Source organism: Corynebacterium sp. HMSC071F07 (assembly GCF_001810285.1).
Lineage (GTDB): Bacteria > Actinomycetota > Actinomycetes > Mycobacteriales > Mycobacteriaceae > Corynebacterium > Corynebacterium simulans.
In genome coordinates, this window is the sequence record NZ_KV800715.1 from 157,702 (window position 1) to 175,567 (window position 17,866).

The window sequence follows — 17,866 nt, forward strand, 5'->3', positions numbered from 1 at the left end:
ATGAGCCAGGATTTTCTGTTTGGCCCAGCACCCGGCGGGGCAGAGGCATCCGCGCCGCTGCCTGGCCAAGAAATCTTTGCCACCCATTCCGGCTCGCCATTGGCGGCCCGGATGCGCCCACAGAGCCTCGATGAGGTTGTAGGTCAAGGCCACCTACTTGAAGAAGGGAAGCCCCTGCGCCGGCTGATCGAAGGCTCCGGCGAGGCTTCTGTCATCTTGTATGGCCCTCCCGGTACTGGCAAGACCACCATCGCCTCGCTGATCGCAAAGTCGATTGGCCAAAACTTCGTGGGCCTATCCGCCTTGGATTCGGGAGTCAAGCAGGTGCGCGAGGTCATCACCCGGGCGCGCCAAGAACTCATCCATGGCCGCCGCACCGTGCTTTTTATCGACGAGGTGCATCGCTTTTCCAAGACCCAGCAGGACGCGTTGCTCGCGGCAGTGGAAAATCGCACCGTGTTGCTCGTCGCCGCGACCACGGAAAACCCCTCCTTTTCCGTGGTGGCGCCGTTGCTCTCGCGCTCGTTGTTGCTGCAGTTGCAGCCGCTAGACGACGCCTCCCTGAAAGCACTCGCCGAACGCGCCCTCACCAGCGATCGTGGCCTGGGCGGGCGCATTAGCGCAAACAACGAAGTACTCGACCAACTCGTGCTGCTCGCCGGCGGCGACGCCCGTCGCACGCTGACCTACCTGGAAGCCGCAGCCGAGGCCGTGGCCGACGGTGGGGAATTGACCGCCCAAGTCATCCGTGACAACGTCAACCGCGCCGTCGTGCGCTATGACCGCGACGGCGACCAGCACTACGATGTCGTCTCTGCGTTCATTAAGTCGATCCGTGGCTCGGATGTCGATGCCGCGCTGCACTACCTGGCGCGCATGATTGAGGCAGGCGAGGACCCGCGCTTTATCGCACGCCGTCTTATCGTGCATGCCTCCGAAGACATCGGCATGGCCGACCCTTCCGCGCTGCAAACCGCCGTGGCAGCAGCCGAGGCCGCGCAATTGATCGGCATGCCGGAAGCGCGAATTCCGCTGGCCCAAGCCACCATCCACCTGGCCACCGCACCGAAGTCGAACGCAGTGATCCAAGCAATCGGCGCCGCGCAAGCCGACGTGCAAGCTGGGCGGATCGGTCACGTCCCGGCCCACCTGCGCGACGGCCACTACGAAGGAGCGAAAAAGCTCGGCAATGCCGTGGGGTATGTTTACCCGCATGATGACCCGCGCGGCGTCGTTAAGCAGCAGTACCTCCCGGATGAATTGGAAGGCGCGCTGTACTACGAACCCACCGAACATGGTGCCGAGAAGCGCATCCATGACTACCTGGGGCGGCTGCGCAACATCATCCGCGGCAAGCGGCGCTAAAGTTTTCTCCCCCGATACCCGTGCTAGGAAGCGATACGGGTAAAGTTGAGCGCTGTTACGTACCGCTTAAACAGTGAAGGACTTTTAGCTCGTGAAGACTCATGAGATCCGGGAACGCTTTACCCAGCACTTCGTGAATACCGGACACGAGGCGGTTCCCAGCGCGTCGCTCATTTTGGACGACCCGAACCTGCTCTTCGTCAACGCCGGCATGGTTCCGTTCAAGCCGTACTTCCTCGGCCAGCAGAACCCGCCGTTTCCCAACGGCCTGGCAACCTCCATCCAGAAGTGCGTGCGCACCCTGGACATCGAAGAGGTAGGTATTACCACCCGCCACAACACCTTCTTCCAGATGGCCGGTAACTTCTCCTTCGGCCAGTACTTCAAGGAAGGCGCAATCAAAAACGCCTGGGGCCTTCTTACCGGCTCCGTGGAGGACGGCGGTTTCGGCCTCGATCCGGAGCGTCTGTGGGTTACCGTTTACTTGGACGACGATGAGGCTGCCGATATCTGGCACAACGAAGTAGGCGTGCCGAAGGAGCGCATCCAGCGCCTGGGCATGGAGGATAACTACTGGTCCATGGGCATTCCTGGCCCGTGCGGCCCGTGCTCCGAGATTTACTACGACCGCGGCCCGGAATACGGTGCCGAGGGCGGCCCAGTGGCCGACGACAACCGTTACATGGAGATCTGGAACCTGGTCTTCATGCAGAACGAGCGCGGTGAGGGCATCGGCAAGGGCAACTTCGAAATCCTGGGCCCGCTGCCGAAGAAGAACATCGATACCGGCATGGGCATCGAGCGCGTAGCCTGCATCCTGCAGGGCGTAGACAACGTCTACGAAACCGACCTTTTGCGCCCGGTTATCGACGCCGCGGAGGAGCTTTCTGGTTCCAAGTACGGCGAGGGCGCAAGCGATCAGGACAACATCCGCTTCCGCGTCATCGCGGACCACTCCCGTACCGGCATGATGCTCATCTTGGACGGCGTTACCCCGGGCAACGAAGGCCGCGGCTACATCCTGCGCCGCCTGCTGCGTCGCATCATCCGTTCCGCACGCCTGCTGGGGGCTACCGCGCCGAGCATGGAGCGCTTCATGAACACCATCATGGACACCATGACTCCGTCCTACCCGGAAATTGCGGAGCACCGCGAGCGCATCCTGCGCGTTGCCATCGCGGAGGAAAAGGCCTTCCTCAAGACCTTGGAGTCGGGCACTAAGCTTTTCGACGAAGCCGTTGCAGAGCTCAAGTCCACCTCGCGTGCTGCAACCTCCAAAGTGCTCTCCGGCGAGAAGGCTTTCGAGCTGCACGATACCTATGGCTTCCCAATTGACCTCACCCTAGAGATGGCCCAGGAGGCCGGCCTTGAGGTCGACATGGATGGCTTCAACGACGCGATGGGAGAGCAGCGCCGCCGCGCGAAGGCCGATAACCAGGCCAAGAAGCACGGCCACGCCGACCTTTCTCTCTATCGTGAGTGGGTCGATAACAACCCGACCGTCTTCACCGGTTACGAGACGCTTACTTCCGACGCCAAGATCATCGGTCTGGTTCGCGATGGAGAGAAGGTCAACGAGGTCCACGAGGGCGAGCAGGTGGAGGTCATCCTCGACCAGTCGCCGCTGTACGCTGAGGCCGGTGGACAGACCGCGGACCGCGGCCGCCTGTACGCGGGCGAGAGCCTGCTTGAGGTGGGCGACGTCCAAAAGATCGGCAAGAAGCTGTGGGTCCATAAGGCCACCGTCACTGCCGGCGGCATCGACCTGGGTGCTTCCGTGACCGCTGAGGTCGATAAGAAGTGGCGTCACGGCGCAGTCCAGGCGCACTCGGCCACCCACCTCATCCACGCGGCGCTGCGCAAGGTGCTGGGCCCAACCGCAGTTCAGGCAGGTTCCTTGAACCGCCCGGGCTACCTGCGTTTCGACTTCAACTACACCGAGCAGCTGACCCCGGCCCAGCTGGAGGAGATCGCTCTCATCACCAATCAGGCTGTCGACGCCCACTTTGCCGTCAACACCATCGAGACCTCGCTGGAGAAGGCGAAGCAGATGGGCGCCATGGCGCTGTTCGGTGAGAACTACGGCTCTGAGGTCCGCGTCGTCGAGATGGGCGGCCCGTTCTCGATCGAGCTGTGCGGCGGCACCCACGTCACCAACACGGCGGAGATCGGCCCGGTTTCCGTGCTGGGCGAGTCCTCCGTGGGCTCCGGTGCGCGCCGCATCGAGGCCTACTCTGGCCTGGATGCGTTCCGCTACTACTCAAAGGAAACCGCACTTGTGGAGGGCGTTTCCCGCGAGCTGAAGATTCAGTCCGAGGACCTTCCAGAGCGCATCGCGCAGCTGACCGAGCGCCTCAAGGCTGCTGAGAAGCAGATCGAGGACCTGCACAAGGCCCAGCTGATGTCCCAGACCGCTGAGATGGTCAACTCCGCCGTCGAGGTCAACGGCTTTAGCCTCGTGGCAACCCGTCTGCCGAACAACGTCAGCGGCGGCGACCTGCGCACCGTAGCCACCGACCTGAAGAACCGCCTCGGCGACAAGCCGGGCGTGGTTGTCCTCGCCTCCGAGAATGAGGGCGGCAAGCTGCCGTTTATCGCCGGCGTCACCAAAGCCGCCATCGAGCGCGGCATCAAGGCTGGCGACTTGGTCAAGCTGTTCGCCGGCTACATCGACGGCAAGGGTGGCGGTAAGCCAGACATGGCGCAAGGCTCCGGCGCTAACGCCGAAGGCCTTCCGGCCGCGTTCAACGCCCTGCGAGACGAACTCGAAAAGGCTTAAATTTTTTAACCGCTTAACTCCCCGCATCTTTAGACCAAAAGGTGCGGGGATTTTTGCGCGATAGGGGTAGGTATTAGGCCTTTAAACAGCCAATAACCTAAAACTTATGCCCCCTGCGCACCATAGCCGCAAATAATATGACTAGAATCTACATGTCATCGTTACCGTTTTGCGACTTTTGCGTCGCAACCAACCGCGAAGGGACATTCATAGAGCATGGCCGTACAACCCGATACTCCCGGGGTGGACGACCCGGGAAATGGGCGTCGACTAGCGCTAGATGTAGGCACCGTACGCATCGGTGTCGCGGTCTCTGACAACAACGCCAAGCTGGCGCTTCCTGTCGAGACCGTCGCTCGCGAAACCGGTTTCAAAGACCGCGATAAAGGCGATATCGACCGCATTTTGGAGCTCATTCACGAGTACCAAGCGGTAGAGGTAGTAGTAGGCCTGCCCCGCGATCTGCAGGGCAACGGCTCGAAAAGTGTCAAACACGCCAAGGAAATCGCGTTTCGCATCCGCCGCAGGCTGGGAAAAGATGTAACGATAGGGCAACCACCTGTCCGCATGGCTGACGAGCGGCTGACCACAGTCGCCGCCACGACAGCGCTGCGGGCGTCAGGGGTATCCGAGAAAAAGGGCCGCAAAGTCATCGACCAAGCAGCCGCAGTAGAAATCTTGCAATCCTGGTTGGACGCACGTAACAACGCGCTTCAAGCAGATGCAACCACCCACGAGCCTTCAACAGCAGGAGACTAGTTACGTGAGCCGAAACCAAGAACGAATCGGGCGCTCCATGGAGCCGAAGCACGTTAAGCGCCGCCAGCGCGGCCTTGCCGTGGTGGTGGCCTCCGTGGTGCTTATTATCGGCGCCCTGGGATACATCGGCTTCCGCTTGCTTGGAGGAGGCAGCAGCATGGACTATGAGGGAACCGGCAACGGCACCGTGCAGCTGGTCGAGGTCCCAGAAGGCTCGTCGATGAGCGAGCTCGGCCCGTCGCTCGTTGAAAAGAACGTGGTCAAGACCGCGGATGCTTTCTCCTCGGCGGCCAACTCCAACCCTCGCGCCGGCAGCATTCAACCGGGCTTCTACCGCCTGCAGGAGGAGATGAACGCAAAGGCGGCGGTTTCTGCGCTGCTCGATGACAAAAACAAGGTCGATCCTTTGGACGTGCAGGGCGGAGCCACGCTTTCCGACGTCAAGGTTGTCGGCGGCGATGTTCGCTACGGCGTCTACTCGCTGATCGCGCAAGTCTCTGAGCAAGAGGGTGGCTCCGTGACCAAGGAAGAACTGGAGAAGGTCGCGGCGACCGTCGATCCGGCCGAGCTTGGCGCGCCAGAGTGGGCGCTGGAGAAGATTCGCTCCCGTGGCGAGGACCCGAAGCGCCTTGAGGGTCTTATTGCTCCGGGCCAGTATGTGGTCGATCCGAACATGGACGCGCAGGCCATCTTGAAGGACTTGATTACTCGTTCCACCGAGCGCTACAACGAGACCGGCATCGTCGACCGCGCGCAGGCTATGGGCAAGACCCCATACGAGCTGCTGGTTGCAGCTTCCTTGGTCGAGCGCGAGTCCCCGGCCGGCGAGTTCGGCAAAGTGGCCCGCGTCATCCTGAACCGCTTGGAAGAGCCGATGCGCTTGGAGCTGGATTCCACCGTTAACTACGGCCTGCCGGACGTGGAGCTGGCGACTTCCGACGAAGCTCGTGCCGAGGTAACCCCGTGGAATACTTACGCCAAGGAGGGCCTGCCGGATACCCCGATTGCTTCTCCTTCCGTTGAGGCAATCGACGCCATGGAGCACCCGGAGGAGGGCAACTGGCTGTTCTTCGCCACAATCGACGCCGACGGCACCACCGTGTTCACCGATAACTATGACGAGCACCTGGCCAACGTTGACAAGGCCATCAAATCCGGCATTCTCGAGTCCCAGCGCGGCGGCGTGCAGGGTGGCGAGGATCCTGAAGCAAAGCCAGCCGAGTAATGCCACGCGCGGCGGTTTTAGGTCAACCCATCGACCATTCCTTGTCCCCGGTGCTGCATAACGCCGGTTATGCAGCCCTGGGGTTAGAGGATTGGGACTACACCCGCTTTGAGGTCACGGCGGCGTCGCTGCCGCGCTTTCTCGAGGAGGCGCCTGCTGATTTCCGCGGTTTCTCGGTGACCATGCCGGGCAAGTTCGCCGCCCTTTCTTGCGCCACGGAGCGCACTGCACGTGCCGAACTCATTGGCTCTGCCAATACCCTGGTGCGCGCCGAGAGCGGTTGGCGCGCCGACAACACTGACACCGAGGGCGTCGCCGGTGCGTTGGCGGCCCTAATGGGAGAAAAGACCGCTCGTCACGCGCTTCTCATTGGCTCCGGCGGCACCGCCCGCCCCGCGCTTTGGGCCCTGGCGCAGCGCGGTATTACCGACGTCACCGTGCTGAACCGCTCTGACCGGCTCGCCGAGCTCGCCCCGCTTGCCGACGCCCTCGGCCTCAAGCTTTATCGCGCCACCTTCGACGATGACCTCGCCGCCCTCGCGCGCGCGGCAGAGCTCATCGTCTCCACTGTTCCCTCCGCGGCCCTCGACGGTCACCTCTTTGACCTAGCCCACGCGCCAGTCCTCGACGTCATCTACGATCCCTGGCCCACCCCGCTCGTCTCGCATGCGGCCGCCAACGGCTACGCCACGGTGGGCGGCCACGTCATGCTCGCCAACCAGGCCTACAGCCAGTTTGAGCAATTTACCGGCTATCCCGCGCCACAAGCCGCCATGCGCGCTGCCCTCGATGCAGCCTTGAGCTAGGCTGTGGCCCCATGGGGGGAAATTTTTATATCCACGCCTGCATCGCCGCGTGGATAGTCATGCTGTGTATATACGACATCCGCTATAAACGCCTGCCCAATTGGCTTACCCTGCCCGCCTGCCTTATCGCACTGTGCATCTTTTCGCCCGCAGGACTCATCTGGCCCGGCCTCTATCTCGCCCTTGCGCTCTGGCGCGGCGGCGTCGGTGGCGGCGACATTAAACTTGCCTTCCCGCTGGGCATGTGGACCGTCCACGAAGCAGGGGTGATGGGGCAGTTGCTGGCGATGATGGGGGCGTCGCTAAGCACTGCGTTATGGGGCCTTGCCCGCCGCGATGCCGCACCCCCGCACGGGCCCGGAATGCTGCTGGCTGCGGCGGCCTGTGTGATTGCGCTCTAAGTTCGACCCTAGTGCTAGCCCGCGTGTGCGGGGCGTGCGATAATAACCCGCATGCTTCGTTGGACTACCGCAGGTGAATCCCACGGCCAGGCGCTCATCGCCATGCTTGAGCACATGCCCGCCGGGGTACCAGTATCACAGGATGACATCGCTGCCCAGCTCTCACGCCGCCGCTTAGGCTACGGCCGGGGCGCCCGCATGAAGTTCGAAGCCGACGAATTAACTCTCCTTTCTGGCATCCGCCACGGTAAGACTCTGGGCAGCCCGATTGCGATCATGATCGGTAACACCGAGTGGCCAAAGTGGACCACCATCATGTCACCACACGCGCTGGACATGTCCGACGAGGAGACCGCCAAGGCCATGGCGTCCGGCCGTGGCGCCCCGCTGACCCGCCCGCGGCCGGGCCACGCGGATTTTGCAGGTATGGTCAAATACGGCCACGACGAGGCGCGTCCGATCCTGGAGCGATCCTCAGCTCGTGAGACCGCCGCGCGCGTGGCCGCCGCCACCATCGCGCGTAACTTTCTGCGCGAGACCCTCGGCGTGGAGGTTATCTCCCACGTCCTCTCCATCGGAGCCTCGGAGCCTTATGCGGGCCCCACACCGACGCACGCGGATCTCGACGCCATCGATGCTTCACCCGTGCGCGCCTTCAGCGAGGATGCGCAAGCGTCGATGATTTCGGAAATTGAGGCCGCCAAAAAGCAGGGAGATACCTTAGGCGGCATTGTCGAGGTCGTTGTCGAAGGCCTGCCCATTGGCCTGGGCTCGCACATCTCCGGCGAGGACCGCCTCGATGCCCAGCTCGCCGCTGCGCTCATGGGCATTCAGGCCATCAAGGGCGTAGAAGTAGGCGACGGCTTCGAGGAGGCCCGCCGCCGCGGCTCCGAGGCCCACGACGAAATGGTGCGGGAAGGCGCGGGCGTTACTCGCCTGAGCAACCGCGCCGGCGGTCTCGAAGGCGGCATGACCAACGGCGAGACCCTGCGTCTGCGCGCTGCCATGAAGCCGATCTCCACCGTCCCGCGCGCCCTACGCACCGTGGATATGGCAACCGGCAAGGCGGCCACCGGCATCCACCAGCGTTCCGATGTGTGCGCGGTGCCCGCCGCGGGCGTGGTCGCCGAAGCCATGGTCGCCCTCGTTCTCGCGCGCGCGGTGCTAGAAAAGTTTGGCGGCGATAGCGTCATGGAGACCAAGCGCAATATCGCCGCCTACAATGAGTATGTTTCCCAGCGTCTTGCTTTTGAACAGGAGTAAGTAATGACCACACCGGTTTCCGTGACTGGTAGCCCGCGTCCCCGCGTTGTTCTCATTGGGCCACCTGGGGCGGGTAAGTCTTCCATCGGGCGCCGTTTAGCTCATTCCCTCAACTGCGAACTCGTCGACTCCGACCAGATGATTGAACAGCGCGAGGGCGCGGCCTGTGGAGAGGTCTTTTCCTCGCTGGGTGAGTCGGCCTTCCGCGAGCTGGAGGCGGAAGTGGTAAAGCAAGCGCTGTGTTCGCGCGGCGTCGTCAGCCTGGGCGGCGGGGCCGTGCTCGATGAAGGCACCCGCGACCTCCTGGACCGCCACACCGTCATTTTCCTTGACGTTTCCCCGGAGGAAGGGGTAACCCGCACGCTTGGCGACGCCAACCGCCCCGTCCTCGCCGCCGCCGACCCCCTGGCGCACTACGCTGAGCTGCTGGAGTTGCGCAGGCCGTACTACGAGCAGGTCGCCAACTTGAAGGTCCGCACCGATAAGCGCAGCCCACAGCAGGTAGTCGGCGCCATCTTGGGCTTTATCGACACGCTTTAAGAAACGAGTTTTTATGACCACGATTCCAGTTTCAGGCCCTAGCCCTTATGAGGTCACCGTCGGCGCGGGTTTGACCGAAGCCATCGCAAACCGGCTCAGCACAACCGGCGCGGGCCAAGTGGGGATCGTGTTCCAGCCTGCCGTCGCGGCCGTCGCTCGTCAGCTTGCCGCGGAGGCTGCCGCGCGCAACGTCGTGGTTACCCTGCTGCCCATTCCCGATGCCGAGGCCGCCAAGCGCCTCGACGTCGTGGGTGGTCTGTGGGACAGCCTTGGCGAGGCAAACTTCAGTCGCCGCGACGCCATCGTAGGACTCGGAGGGGGAGCGGCCACCGATCTCGCGGGGTTCCTTGCCGCGACGTGGATGCGCGGCATCAAGGTCATCCAGGTGCCCACCACGTTGCTGGCGATGGTAGACGCCGCCGTCGGCGGCAAAACAGGCATTAACACCGCTGCCGGCAAGAACTTGGTCGGGGCATTCCACGAGCCCGATTCCGTCTTCGTAGACTCGGACCGCCTGCACACCCTGCCAGAGGATGAAATCGTCGCCGGGTCGGCGGAGATCGTCAAGACCGGTTTCATCCACGATCCAGTCATCATCTCGCGTTACCTCGCAGATCCCGCCGCTTGCCTCGACCCGCTTAGCGGTCTGCCCGAGCTTATCGAGCGCTCCATCGCGGTCAAGGCCCGCGTGGTGGGCGAGGACCTCAAAGAGGCCGGCCTGCGCGAGACCCTCAACTATGGACACACGTTCGGCCACGCCATCGAGTTGCGCGAGGACTACACCTGGCGTCACGGCCGCGCCGTGGCCGTGGGCATGATGTTCGTCGCCAACCTAGCCCACGCCCGCGGGCTTATCGACGCCGCCGTTTTGGACACCCACACCCAGATCCTGCGCTCGCTCGGCCTGCCCACGACCTACGAAGCAGGCCACTTCGACGAGCTTTACCAGGCCATGACGAGGGATAAGAAAAACCGCGGGGGTGCTATTCGTTTCGTAGCCCTCACCGGCATCGGCGAGACCACCCGCATCGAAGATGCCACCGAGGCCGAATTGCGCGCGGCTTATGCAGCCATTTCCCACTAGTTCGGAGCAGACATGAAGATTTTGGTTCTCAACGGCCCCAACCTAAACCGCCTGGGCAAGCGGCAGCCGGAAGTGTATGGAACGACGAGCCTCGCGGACGTCGAAAAGCGCATGCGTGCGGCCGCAGGTGAGGCAGAGCTGGAGTTCTACCAGTCCAATCACGAAGGCGAGCTCATCGATAAGGTCCACGAGGCTGCCGACGCCGGCTGGCCCGTCATCATCAACCCTGGCGGCTTTACGCATACTTCAGTCGCGCTGCGCGACGCCCTTGCTGAGGTTGCCGACGGCGCCGGCTTCGTCGAGGTGCATATCTCCAACGTGCACGCGCGCGAGCCGTTCCGCCAACATTCTTATTTAAGCCCGATCGCGCGCGGGGTTATCGCCGGATTGGGTATCTACGGCTACGAGGCCGCACTCGGTTATTTTCTCAGCGATTAGCCCCAAACCCGCGGGTGGTGGGCGTTATCATGGGTTGACCGTCAAGAAGAAAAGGATTAACACATGACACTCGCTGATACCCGCTTTAGTGACCGCCGCCGCAAGCTCGCTGCAGAGGTAGCCGGCATGCGCATCGACGCCGTCTTGGTAACCCACCTGGTGCATGTGCGCTACCTTTCCGGCTTCTCCGGCTCCAACGGTGGCCTGCTGCTGCGCAAGGACCTCTCGGCGCTGATGGCAACCGATGGCCGCTATACCACCCAGATTGCAGAAGAAGTCCCAGACCTCGAAGCAGTCTTGGGCCGCCCGGTGGGTCCGGCGTTGCTCAGGCGCCTCGAGGGACCACTGCGCGTGGCCTTTGAGGCCGATTATGTCTCCGTATCTGAGTTCAAGGCCTTGGAAGAGGCAGCTCCTGAGGGAGTGGAGCTGGTTCCGATGAGCGGAGTCATCGAAGACATTCGCCTGGTGAAGGACCCACAGGAGCTGGAGCGCCTCGAACACATCGCGGCGCTGGCCAACGAAGCGCTGGAGGGCTTGGTTGCTGCCAGCGAGGTAGCAGTGGGGCGCACTGAGCGCCAGATCGCGGCAGACCTGGAATACCGCATGCGCAAGCTGGGTTCTGAGCGCGTGAGCTTTGATACCATCGTCGCCTCCGGCCCGAATTCCGCAAAGCCGCACCACGGCGCCGACGATCGCGTACTGGTCTCCGGCGACCTCGTAACCATCGACTTCGGCGCGCACCTGCGTGGCTTTAACTCCGATTGCACCCGTACCTTCGCGGTCGGGGAGCCGAACGAGCTCTCCCGCGAGATATACGATATCGTCCTGCGCGCCCAAGAGGCTGGCGTCAAGGCGGCGGTGCCAGGGGCCAAGCTTGTCGACGTCGACGCCGCCTGCCGCGACATCATCACCGAGGCCGGCTACGGCGAGTACTTCGTGCACTCCACCGGCCACGGCATCGGCCTTGACGTGCACGAGGGCCCGGCTGCTGCGCAAACGGGTAAGGGCGAACTTGCCGAGGGCATGACCCTTACCATCGAGCCGGGTATCTACGTACCGGGCAAGTGCGGAGTGCGCATTGAGGATACGCTTATCATCACCTCCGGCGTGCCGAAGATCATCACTTCATTCCCGAAGGACTTGCAGGTTCTATAATTTGGCCCTGTTATGCTGGCAAACCTGCATAAGGTATGCTGGAACACTGTTTTCACCACTATTTTTACTGGGAGTTTGATCCATGGCTGATACCACCGATTTCAAGAACGGACTCGTTCTCAAGATTGACAACAAGCTGCAGCAGATCGTCGAGTTCCAGCACGTTAAGCCGGGCAAGGGCCCTGCATTCGTGCGTACCAAGCTCAAGGACGTCGTCTCCGGCAAGGTCACCGATAAGACCTTCAACGCTGGCGTCAAGGTGGAGACCGCAACGGTAGATCGTCGCGATATGACCTACCTGTACAACGATGGCCAGAACTTCGTTGTCATGGACGATAAGACCTTCGAGCAGTTCGAGCTGCCTTTCGACAAGTTCGGTGAGGCCGGCAAGTTCCTGCAGGAGAACATGCGGGTGCAGGTCTCCTTCCACGACGGCGAGGCTCTCTTCGGCGAGCTGCCGATCTCCGTTGACCTGAAGGTCGAGCACACCGAGCCAGGCCTGCAGGGCGACCGCTCCAACGGCGGCACCAAGCCAGCTACCCTCGAGACCGGCGCCGAGATCCAGGTACCGCTGTTTATCGAGATCGGCAACGTCCTCAAGATCGATACCCGCACCGGCGAGTACCTCTCCCGCGTCAACAACTAGGGCGCAACGTGTCTGAGCAAAAAGACATCAACTACAAGCGCCACACGGCGCGCTACCGCGCGCGCCGCCGCGCCGCGGACATTCTGTACGAGGCAGAAAACCGCGACGTTGATCCCGTAAGCATCATCGAGGACCGCGTCCAGCTGGCCCGCGAGGATGCCAACGGCGTCGCCCCGGTCGCCGAGTACACCCAGGTCATCGTCAAGGGCGCGGCCGAAGAGCTCGACGCCATCGACGAGACCATCGAGCGTTACCTTTCTTCTGAGTGGGAGCTGCACCGTATCCCCGCCGTCGACCGCGCAATTATGCGCGTGGCCGTGTGGGAGATTCTTTTCAACGAGGATGTCCCGAACGCAACCGCACTCGTGGAGGGCGTGGAGCTAGCTTCCGAGTACTCCAATCATCAGGCACCGCCGTATATTCACGCTGTGCTTGACGACGTCATCCAAGCCCAGTCCGCAGACAACCCCATGTCAGAGGAAATTTAGGCACGCCAACAAGCGCTGTTCCCCTTAAGGAGCAGCGCTTTTGCGCGTTTTAGCATCGCCCGCGGTGCCAAGTGACCACACCATCGATGCGGTCTAGCCTCCCGCGGCCTGGTGGGGCGTTCGGGTCGTCTTGGTTGACCCCGTTGTGGTAGCCACAGCAGGTGGTCAGATTCGCCATGTTGGTCTCGCCGCCTAAGCGCCAGGGGTGCATGTGGTGGACCTGGGCTTCATCGGCGCCGATGTTGCATTCCGGCCACGGACACGTCGGATTTTCCGCGGCCGCCATAAGTCGCTGCTTCGAGCTGGCGTGCCTCTGTGCGCGGTATAGGTTCACCGGGCCTTCCACCGGATGGATGAGCGTAAACAGCTCGCCGAGGCCGGCGTCGGCAAGCACGCGCTCCAGGTAATCTTTTCCAGTCATGGTGGCGCCGTTGGTCAGCCGCAGGGTGATCTCGTCGCCCGTGCCGTGCAGGACGTCGATAAACTCCGGCAGGCGCACGATGACGTTGGTGCGCGGCGTCGGGCGCTGTGCAGCCTTCACGCCGCCGTACAGAAGGCCGGTCAGTTGCTCCACAGGCTTGGTCTTATCCAAGCGTGCCCACAAGTCCGCGATCATGTCGCTGGGACCGGTAATGGCGAGCGTCCACGCTTTGCGACGTCGATACAACCGTGCCCCAGCACGCGGCCCCCGTGCTGGCCTGCGGGTCAGCCGGCGCGCCTGCTTTTCGATGTCGCTGGCGGGCGCCTGCAGCGCGCAGAGCTTCTCGCGCAGCCGCCACGCTTCGGCCTGGTTGGCCGCCTTGGCGGCGTAGCGTTCGATGATTTTTAGCACCGGCAGACTGTGCGTGGACTCGCGGGCCGTTCGCTGTTTGGCGCTAAATTTGGTGGGGCCGAAGTAGGTATGCGCCAGGCGGGCGAGCATGCGGGCCTCGGTATCTGGGGCGCCGAGGGCTTCTAGTTGGGCGGCAGACATGCCTTGGGCCCCGGCGATGATTTCCATGCCGGGGCGCAGTGCATCAAGGTATGCCTGAAGAGTCATGCCTTAAACGCTAGGAGCGTTAGTCAACCGATTGCTAGCCCCAATTTCTTTTTCGGGCTAAATCTGTGGATAACTCATCGTAAGCTCGCTATAGCAGCGAGGAGAGGAATTCCTTGGTTCGCGGGTGCTGCGGATCGTCGATGACCTGCTGCGGAGTGCCAGATTCGATGACTTGGCCGCCATCCATGAAGAAAATCTTGTCGGCGACTTCTCGGGCAAATCCCATCTCGTGGGTGACCACCAGCATGGTCATTCCACCCGCGGCGAGAACCTTCATCACGCGCAATACCTCGCCGACGAGTTCGGGATCGAGTGCAGAGGTCGGCTCGTCGAAAAGCATCAGCTTCGGCTCCATCGCCACCGCCCGCGCGATGGCCACGCGCTGTTGCTGGCCGCCCGAAAGCTGCACCGGATAGGCATCCGCCTTGTGCGCAAGGCCTACCTGCTCGAGCAGCTCCATCGCGCGTTTCTTGGCCTTTTCCACCGGCTGCTTTTTCACGTTCACCGGCGCCTCAATGATGTTTTCGAGCACCGTCCGGTGGGCGAAAAGGTTAAATTGCTGGAAGACCATGCCGATATCGGTGCGCTGGGCGGCCGCCTGCTTTTCCGTAATCTCGTAGAGCACTCCGTCGCGCTCGCGGTAACCGATCAGGTCCCCGTCGACGTATAGTCGGCCCGCCGTGACCTTTTCTAGGTGATTGCAGCAGCGCAAAAACGTAGACTTGCCCGAGCCCGAAGGCCCCAGCAGGCAGGCGACCTCGCCCGGCATGACGTCGAGAGTGACGCCTTTCAACACGTCCAAACTGCCGAAGGACTTGTGCACGTTTTGTGCGGAAATCATTGGCGTAGCCATTAGTTATTTACCTCCGGGATGACGGAAACGTTACGGGGGATGGTGCCCTCGGCGTCGGCAAGCGCTGCTAGCTGACGCCCGGTGAGCTCACGCGTGGCACCGCGTTCGAAGCGGCGCTCCAAGAAGTACTGGGCCACCATAAGCAAGGAGGTGATCACCAGGTACCACGTGGCCGCGACCATAAGCAGCGGGATGGGTTCGAAGAGAGCAGCGGAGATATCGGTGGCGCGGCCGAAAATCTCGTAGGTATAGGGCACCGCAACCACGAGCGAGGAGGTCTTGAGCAAGGAGATGAACTCGTTGCCCGTCGGCGGGATGATAATGCGCATCGCCTGCGGAAGCACAGTGCGGCGCATGGTCATCCACCAGCCCATGCCCAGAGCCTTGGAGGCTTCTTTCTGGCCTTCCGGCACTGCAGAAATGCCGGAGCGAACGATTTCTGCCATGTAGGCCGCCTCGTTCAGGCCAAGCCCCAGCACGGACAGCAGGAAGGCGTTGGTCAACACTCCCGAGAGCGAAATCTCGGTGAATCCGAGGTTGATGGATTGATAGAGCGCGGATAAAAGGCCCCAGAACACCAGCTGTACGTAGACCGGGGTGCCGCGGAAGATCCACAAAAATAGCCAGGCGACGCCGCGCAAAACCGGGTTGGGGGACATGCGCATCACCGCGAGCACTGCGCCACCGACGACGCCGATGAGCATCGCGAGGATGGTAATGGCCAGGGTATGCAGGGACGCGGCCCCGATGCGCTTGTCAAAGAGGTACTGGAAGTAGGTATCCCAGCCAAATGCCTCGTTGCGCGCGGAGGCGATGACAAACCAGAGGCCGAGGAGGACGAGGATAGTGGCAAAGACCCAGCGCCATGGGTGACGCAGGGGACGAGCCTGAATTTCTTGCGGCTGCGCGGCCGGAGTTGTCTTAGTCATTGACTGGCCTTTCGTTAATCATTGCCTGGTCCACGAGGCCCTCAGAGATGCCCCAGCGGCTCAAAATCTTTTCGTATTCGCCTGTTTCGATGAGGTAGTCCAGTGCCGCAGCGGCAGCAGGACCGAGCTCGGAGTCTTTCGGCACCGCCAACCCATACGGTGCGGCGTCAAACATGTCGCCGACCATGCGCATTTTGCCCTCAGAGCGGTTGACTGCCCAGGAGGAGACAGGCGAGTCGGCGGACATTGCGTCCGCGCGGCCCATCAACACGGCAAGCGCCGCGTTGTCGCTGGTGTCATAGGCCAGGATGCGCAGGTCACCGCCGCAGGCATCGCGTTTCGGATTAAGGTCGTCGGTTTCTGAGACCGTGGTGCGCTGGACCGCGACGGTAAGCCCACACGGGTTTTGCGGGTCTACGTCTTTAATGCCCTCGGTGCGCTCGGCCCATTGGATGCCGGCGTAGAGGTGGTCGACGAAGTCGAAGTTTTTGCGGCGTTCCTCGTTATCGGTAAATCCGGAGGCACCGATATCGATTTGTCCGGATTGCACCGCGGGCAGGATGAGCGAGAAATCCTGTTCGACGGGCTGGAACTCGAGCCCCAGGACGTCGGCAATAGCGTTGGTGATGTCCATCTCAACGCCGACGAGCGCGCCATCGGAGTCCTTGAACTCGAAGGGCGCAAACGGCGGGTTGGGGCCCGCCGTGAGCACGCCATCGTTGTCGTGGTACATCGCCGCGATTTCCGGAACCATCTCGATGTCAGGTGCTTGCCAACCCTCAGGCATGGAGGATTCCTTGTTGGTGACGCATCCCGTCGCTAGGACGGTGCAACTTAGTACCACGGCTGTGGTGGCGACTTTTCTTTTCATTGGGGTGTTCTAACTTTGCTTTTCTGGCTCGTTGTAGGCCTTGGCCTTGCGCGCGTCGATGAGGATGAATACGGATACGATGATGCCGCCGAGCACCATTATCGCGATGATTGCCCCGCTCGACGCGTCCTGGTCCGCGCCCCACGGCCACAAAGCGCGCAGGGAGCCGAACATGAAGCCGGCCATGGCTGCCAGCGTCAGCGAGCGGTGATTATCCAATAGGTAGTTCAGCAGTTTTACAAACGCCGCGAGGCCGCACAGGGCACCCAAGGCGAATACGGCAATGGTGCCCAGCTCGCGGTCGGAAACGGCGCCGATGACCGGCTGGTAAAGGCCCATCGTCAGTAGAATCAGCGAGCCCGAGACACCGGGGAGCACGAGCGCGCAGACCGCTACCATGGCGGCCAAGAAGACCACGATGAGCGAGGGATTGTCCACCGGTTCCGAGGTAAATCCCGTGACGAAGAAAATAAGCGCGGCCGCCACCACGAAGGTGACGATGGAGGAGACCTTGAAGCGCTCAGCCCGAGTCATCATGGAGATCGGCACGAAGATGGATACCGCCACCATTCCTAAAAACAGGGCGCTTGATATCGATACTTGGCTCTCGACGAAGTTGTGCAACAGCGTCGACAGTCCAAATACGGCCGCGAACATGCCTACCGCGACGGAGGCGAGAAAGCCCCATTCCACCTTTTTGAACCGGCCAGAGATGAGAAAGTTTGCATTGTGCAGCGCGCGTTCGTAAATGCCCACGATAAGCGCGACAGTGCCACCGGAGATTCCGGGGACGAGCTCTGCCGAGCCTATGAGTGCGCCGCGAATGGCGTTGAGAATATATTGCATACTTTCGAAACTAACCTTGAATGATCGGGCTCTGGGGCGTGACGTGCCGCAATATGGCCGAGATTTTAAGCGGATCGGAGAAACGCCGCGCCGCCCGAGGAATAAACCTATCACAATAAATACCACTCGCGGCATATTATTCACGCAACGTGGCAAAATTTTGCGGCCCCGAACGTAAAAAATCCCCTCGCCGGGCAAAGCTGCCAAGCGAGGGGATGAAGGTAGTGCCCCTGGTGAGACTCGAACTCACACTGAATGGGTTTTGAATCCATTGCCTCTGCCAATTGGGCTACAGGGGCGCGTCTTGTTGACTGGAAAGCAGTTTAGCGCAGCCGGGCGAGCAATTACTAATTAGGTGGGGGTAAAGGCTCTATGATGG

At 61.9% G+C, this 17,866-nt stretch carries 18 protein-coding genes and 1 tRNA gene; 13 read left to right on the forward strand and 6 right to left on the reverse strand.

Going from position 1 to position 17,866, the window contains the following annotated elements; all coding sequences use genetic code 11:
• The 13 genes from HMPREF2724_RS10280 (at position 1) to nusB (ending at position 12,949) form a co-directional block, all read left to right on the forward strand.
• On the forward strand, positions 1–1,365 hold the full coding sequence (locus HMPREF2724_RS10280) for a replication-associated recombination protein A (protein WP_061922758.1): 1,365 nt from the start codon (positions 1–3) through the stop codon (positions 1,363–1,365).
• 91 nt (positions 1,366–1,456) lie between these two features.
• On the forward strand, positions 1,457–4,144 hold the full coding sequence (gene alaS / locus HMPREF2724_RS10285; RefSeq protein ID WP_061922756.1) for an alanine--tRNA ligase: 2,688 nt from the start codon (positions 1,457–1,459) through the stop codon (positions 4,142–4,144).
• Between the two features lie 216 nt (positions 4,145–4,360).
• Complete coding sequence (ruvX, locus tag HMPREF2724_RS10290) at positions 4,361–4,903, forward strand: Holliday junction resolvase RuvX (RefSeq protein WP_061922754.1); 543 nt, start codon at positions 4,361–4,363, stop codon at positions 4,901–4,903.
• Between the two features lie 37 nt (positions 4,904–4,940).
• Positions 4,941–6,128 (forward strand): endolytic transglycosylase MltG, encoded by a 1,188-nt coding sequence (mltG, locus tag HMPREF2724_RS10295; protein WP_061922751.1) that lies wholly within the window; start codon positions 4,941–4,943, stop codon positions 6,126–6,128.
• Positions 6,128–6,934 carry a shikimate dehydrogenase gene (locus tag HMPREF2724_RS10300; protein WP_061922747.1) on the forward strand — a complete coding sequence of 269 codons (807 nt, stop codon included), beginning with the start codon at positions 6,128–6,130 and terminating at the stop codon, positions 6,932–6,934. The genes mltG and HMPREF2724_RS10300 overlap by 1 nt, the downstream gene beginning before the upstream one ends.
• An 11-nt stretch (positions 6,935–6,945) precedes the next feature.
• Positions 6,946–7,335 carry a prepilin peptidase gene (locus HMPREF2724_RS10305; protein ID WP_061922744.1) on the forward strand — a complete coding sequence of 130 codons (390 nt, stop codon included), beginning with the start codon at positions 6,946–6,948 and terminating at the stop codon, positions 7,333–7,335.
• A 51-nt stretch (positions 7,336–7,386) separates the two neighbouring features.
• Positions 7,387–8,598: a chorismate synthase gene (aroC, locus tag HMPREF2724_RS10310; RefSeq protein WP_070588499.1), complete on the forward strand. Its 1,212-nt coding sequence runs from the start codon at positions 7,387–7,389 to the stop codon at positions 8,596–8,598.
• Between the two features lie 3 nt (positions 8,599–8,601).
• The gene (locus tag HMPREF2724_RS10315) at positions 8,602–9,138 is read left to right on the forward strand and encodes a shikimate kinase (protein WP_070456629.1); all 537 of its coding nucleotides are present in this window, start codon (positions 8,602–8,604) and stop codon (positions 9,136–9,138) included.
• A 13-nt stretch (positions 9,139–9,151) separates the two neighbouring features.
• Positions 9,152–10,222 (forward strand): 3-dehydroquinate synthase, encoded by a 1,071-nt coding sequence (gene aroB / locus HMPREF2724_RS10320; protein ID WP_070456632.1) that lies wholly within the window; start codon positions 9,152–9,154, stop codon positions 10,220–10,222.
• A 12-nt stretch (positions 10,223–10,234) separates the two neighbouring features.
• Positions 10,235–10,660 carry a type II 3-dehydroquinate dehydratase gene (aroQ, locus tag HMPREF2724_RS10325; protein ID WP_070456635.1) on the forward strand — a complete coding sequence of 142 codons (426 nt, stop codon included), beginning with the start codon at positions 10,235–10,237 and terminating at the stop codon, positions 10,658–10,660.
• Between the two features lie 63 nt (positions 10,661–10,723).
• Positions 10,724–11,815 carry a M24 family metallopeptidase gene (locus HMPREF2724_RS10330; RefSeq protein WP_070456638.1) on the forward strand — a complete coding sequence of 364 codons (1,092 nt, stop codon included), beginning with the start codon at positions 10,724–10,726 and terminating at the stop codon, positions 11,813–11,815.
• Positions 11,816–11,897: 82 nt separating this feature from the next.
• A complete protein-coding gene (efp, locus tag HMPREF2724_RS10335) occupies positions 11,898–12,461 on the forward strand; it encodes an elongation factor P (protein WP_061922726.1) in 564 nt (187 codons plus the stop codon).
• A gap of 8 nt (positions 12,462–12,469) precedes the next feature.
• On the forward strand, positions 12,470–12,949 hold the full coding sequence (nusB, locus tag HMPREF2724_RS10340; protein WP_061922723.1) for a transcription antitermination factor NusB: 480 nt from the start codon (positions 12,470–12,472) through the stop codon (positions 12,947–12,949).
• Positions 12,950–12,998: 49 nt separating this feature from the next.
• Here nusB and HMPREF2724_RS10345 read toward each other — a convergent pair whose 3' ends face one another.
• From HMPREF2724_RS10345 to HMPREF2724_RS10370, 6 genes are all read right to left on the reverse strand, one after another.
• Positions 12,999–13,988, reverse strand: coding sequence for an HNH endonuclease signature motif containing protein (locus HMPREF2724_RS10345; RefSeq protein ID WP_070588501.1), 990 nt, complete (start codon positions 13,986–13,988; stop codon positions 12,999–13,001).
• A gap of 88 nt (positions 13,989–14,076) precedes the next feature.
• The gene (locus HMPREF2724_RS10350) at positions 14,077–14,841 is read right to left on the reverse strand and encodes an amino acid ABC transporter ATP-binding protein (protein ID WP_061922716.1); all 765 of its coding nucleotides are present in this window, start codon (positions 14,839–14,841) and stop codon (positions 14,077–14,079) included.
• The gene (locus HMPREF2724_RS10355; protein WP_061922712.1) at positions 14,841–15,770 is read right to left on the reverse strand and encodes an amino acid ABC transporter permease; all 930 of its coding nucleotides are present in this window, start codon (positions 15,768–15,770) and stop codon (positions 14,841–14,843) included. Before HMPREF2724_RS10355 ends, HMPREF2724_RS10350 begins: the two co-directional genes overlap by 1 nt.
• Positions 15,763–16,641: an ABC transporter substrate-binding protein gene (locus tag HMPREF2724_RS10360; RefSeq protein WP_070588503.1), complete on the reverse strand. Its 879-nt coding sequence runs from the start codon at positions 16,639–16,641 to the stop codon at positions 15,763–15,765. Before HMPREF2724_RS10360 ends, HMPREF2724_RS10355 begins: the two co-directional genes overlap by 8 nt.
• 9 nt (positions 16,642–16,650) lie before the next feature.
• Complete coding sequence (locus tag HMPREF2724_RS10365) at positions 16,651–17,487, reverse strand: DUF368 domain-containing protein (protein ID WP_061922705.1); 837 nt, start codon at positions 17,485–17,487, stop codon at positions 16,651–16,653.
• 225 nt (positions 17,488–17,712) lie between these two features.
• A tRNA-Leu gene (locus HMPREF2724_RS10370) sits at positions 17,713–17,786 on the reverse strand.
• Positions 17,787–17,866 lie beyond the last annotated feature (80 nt).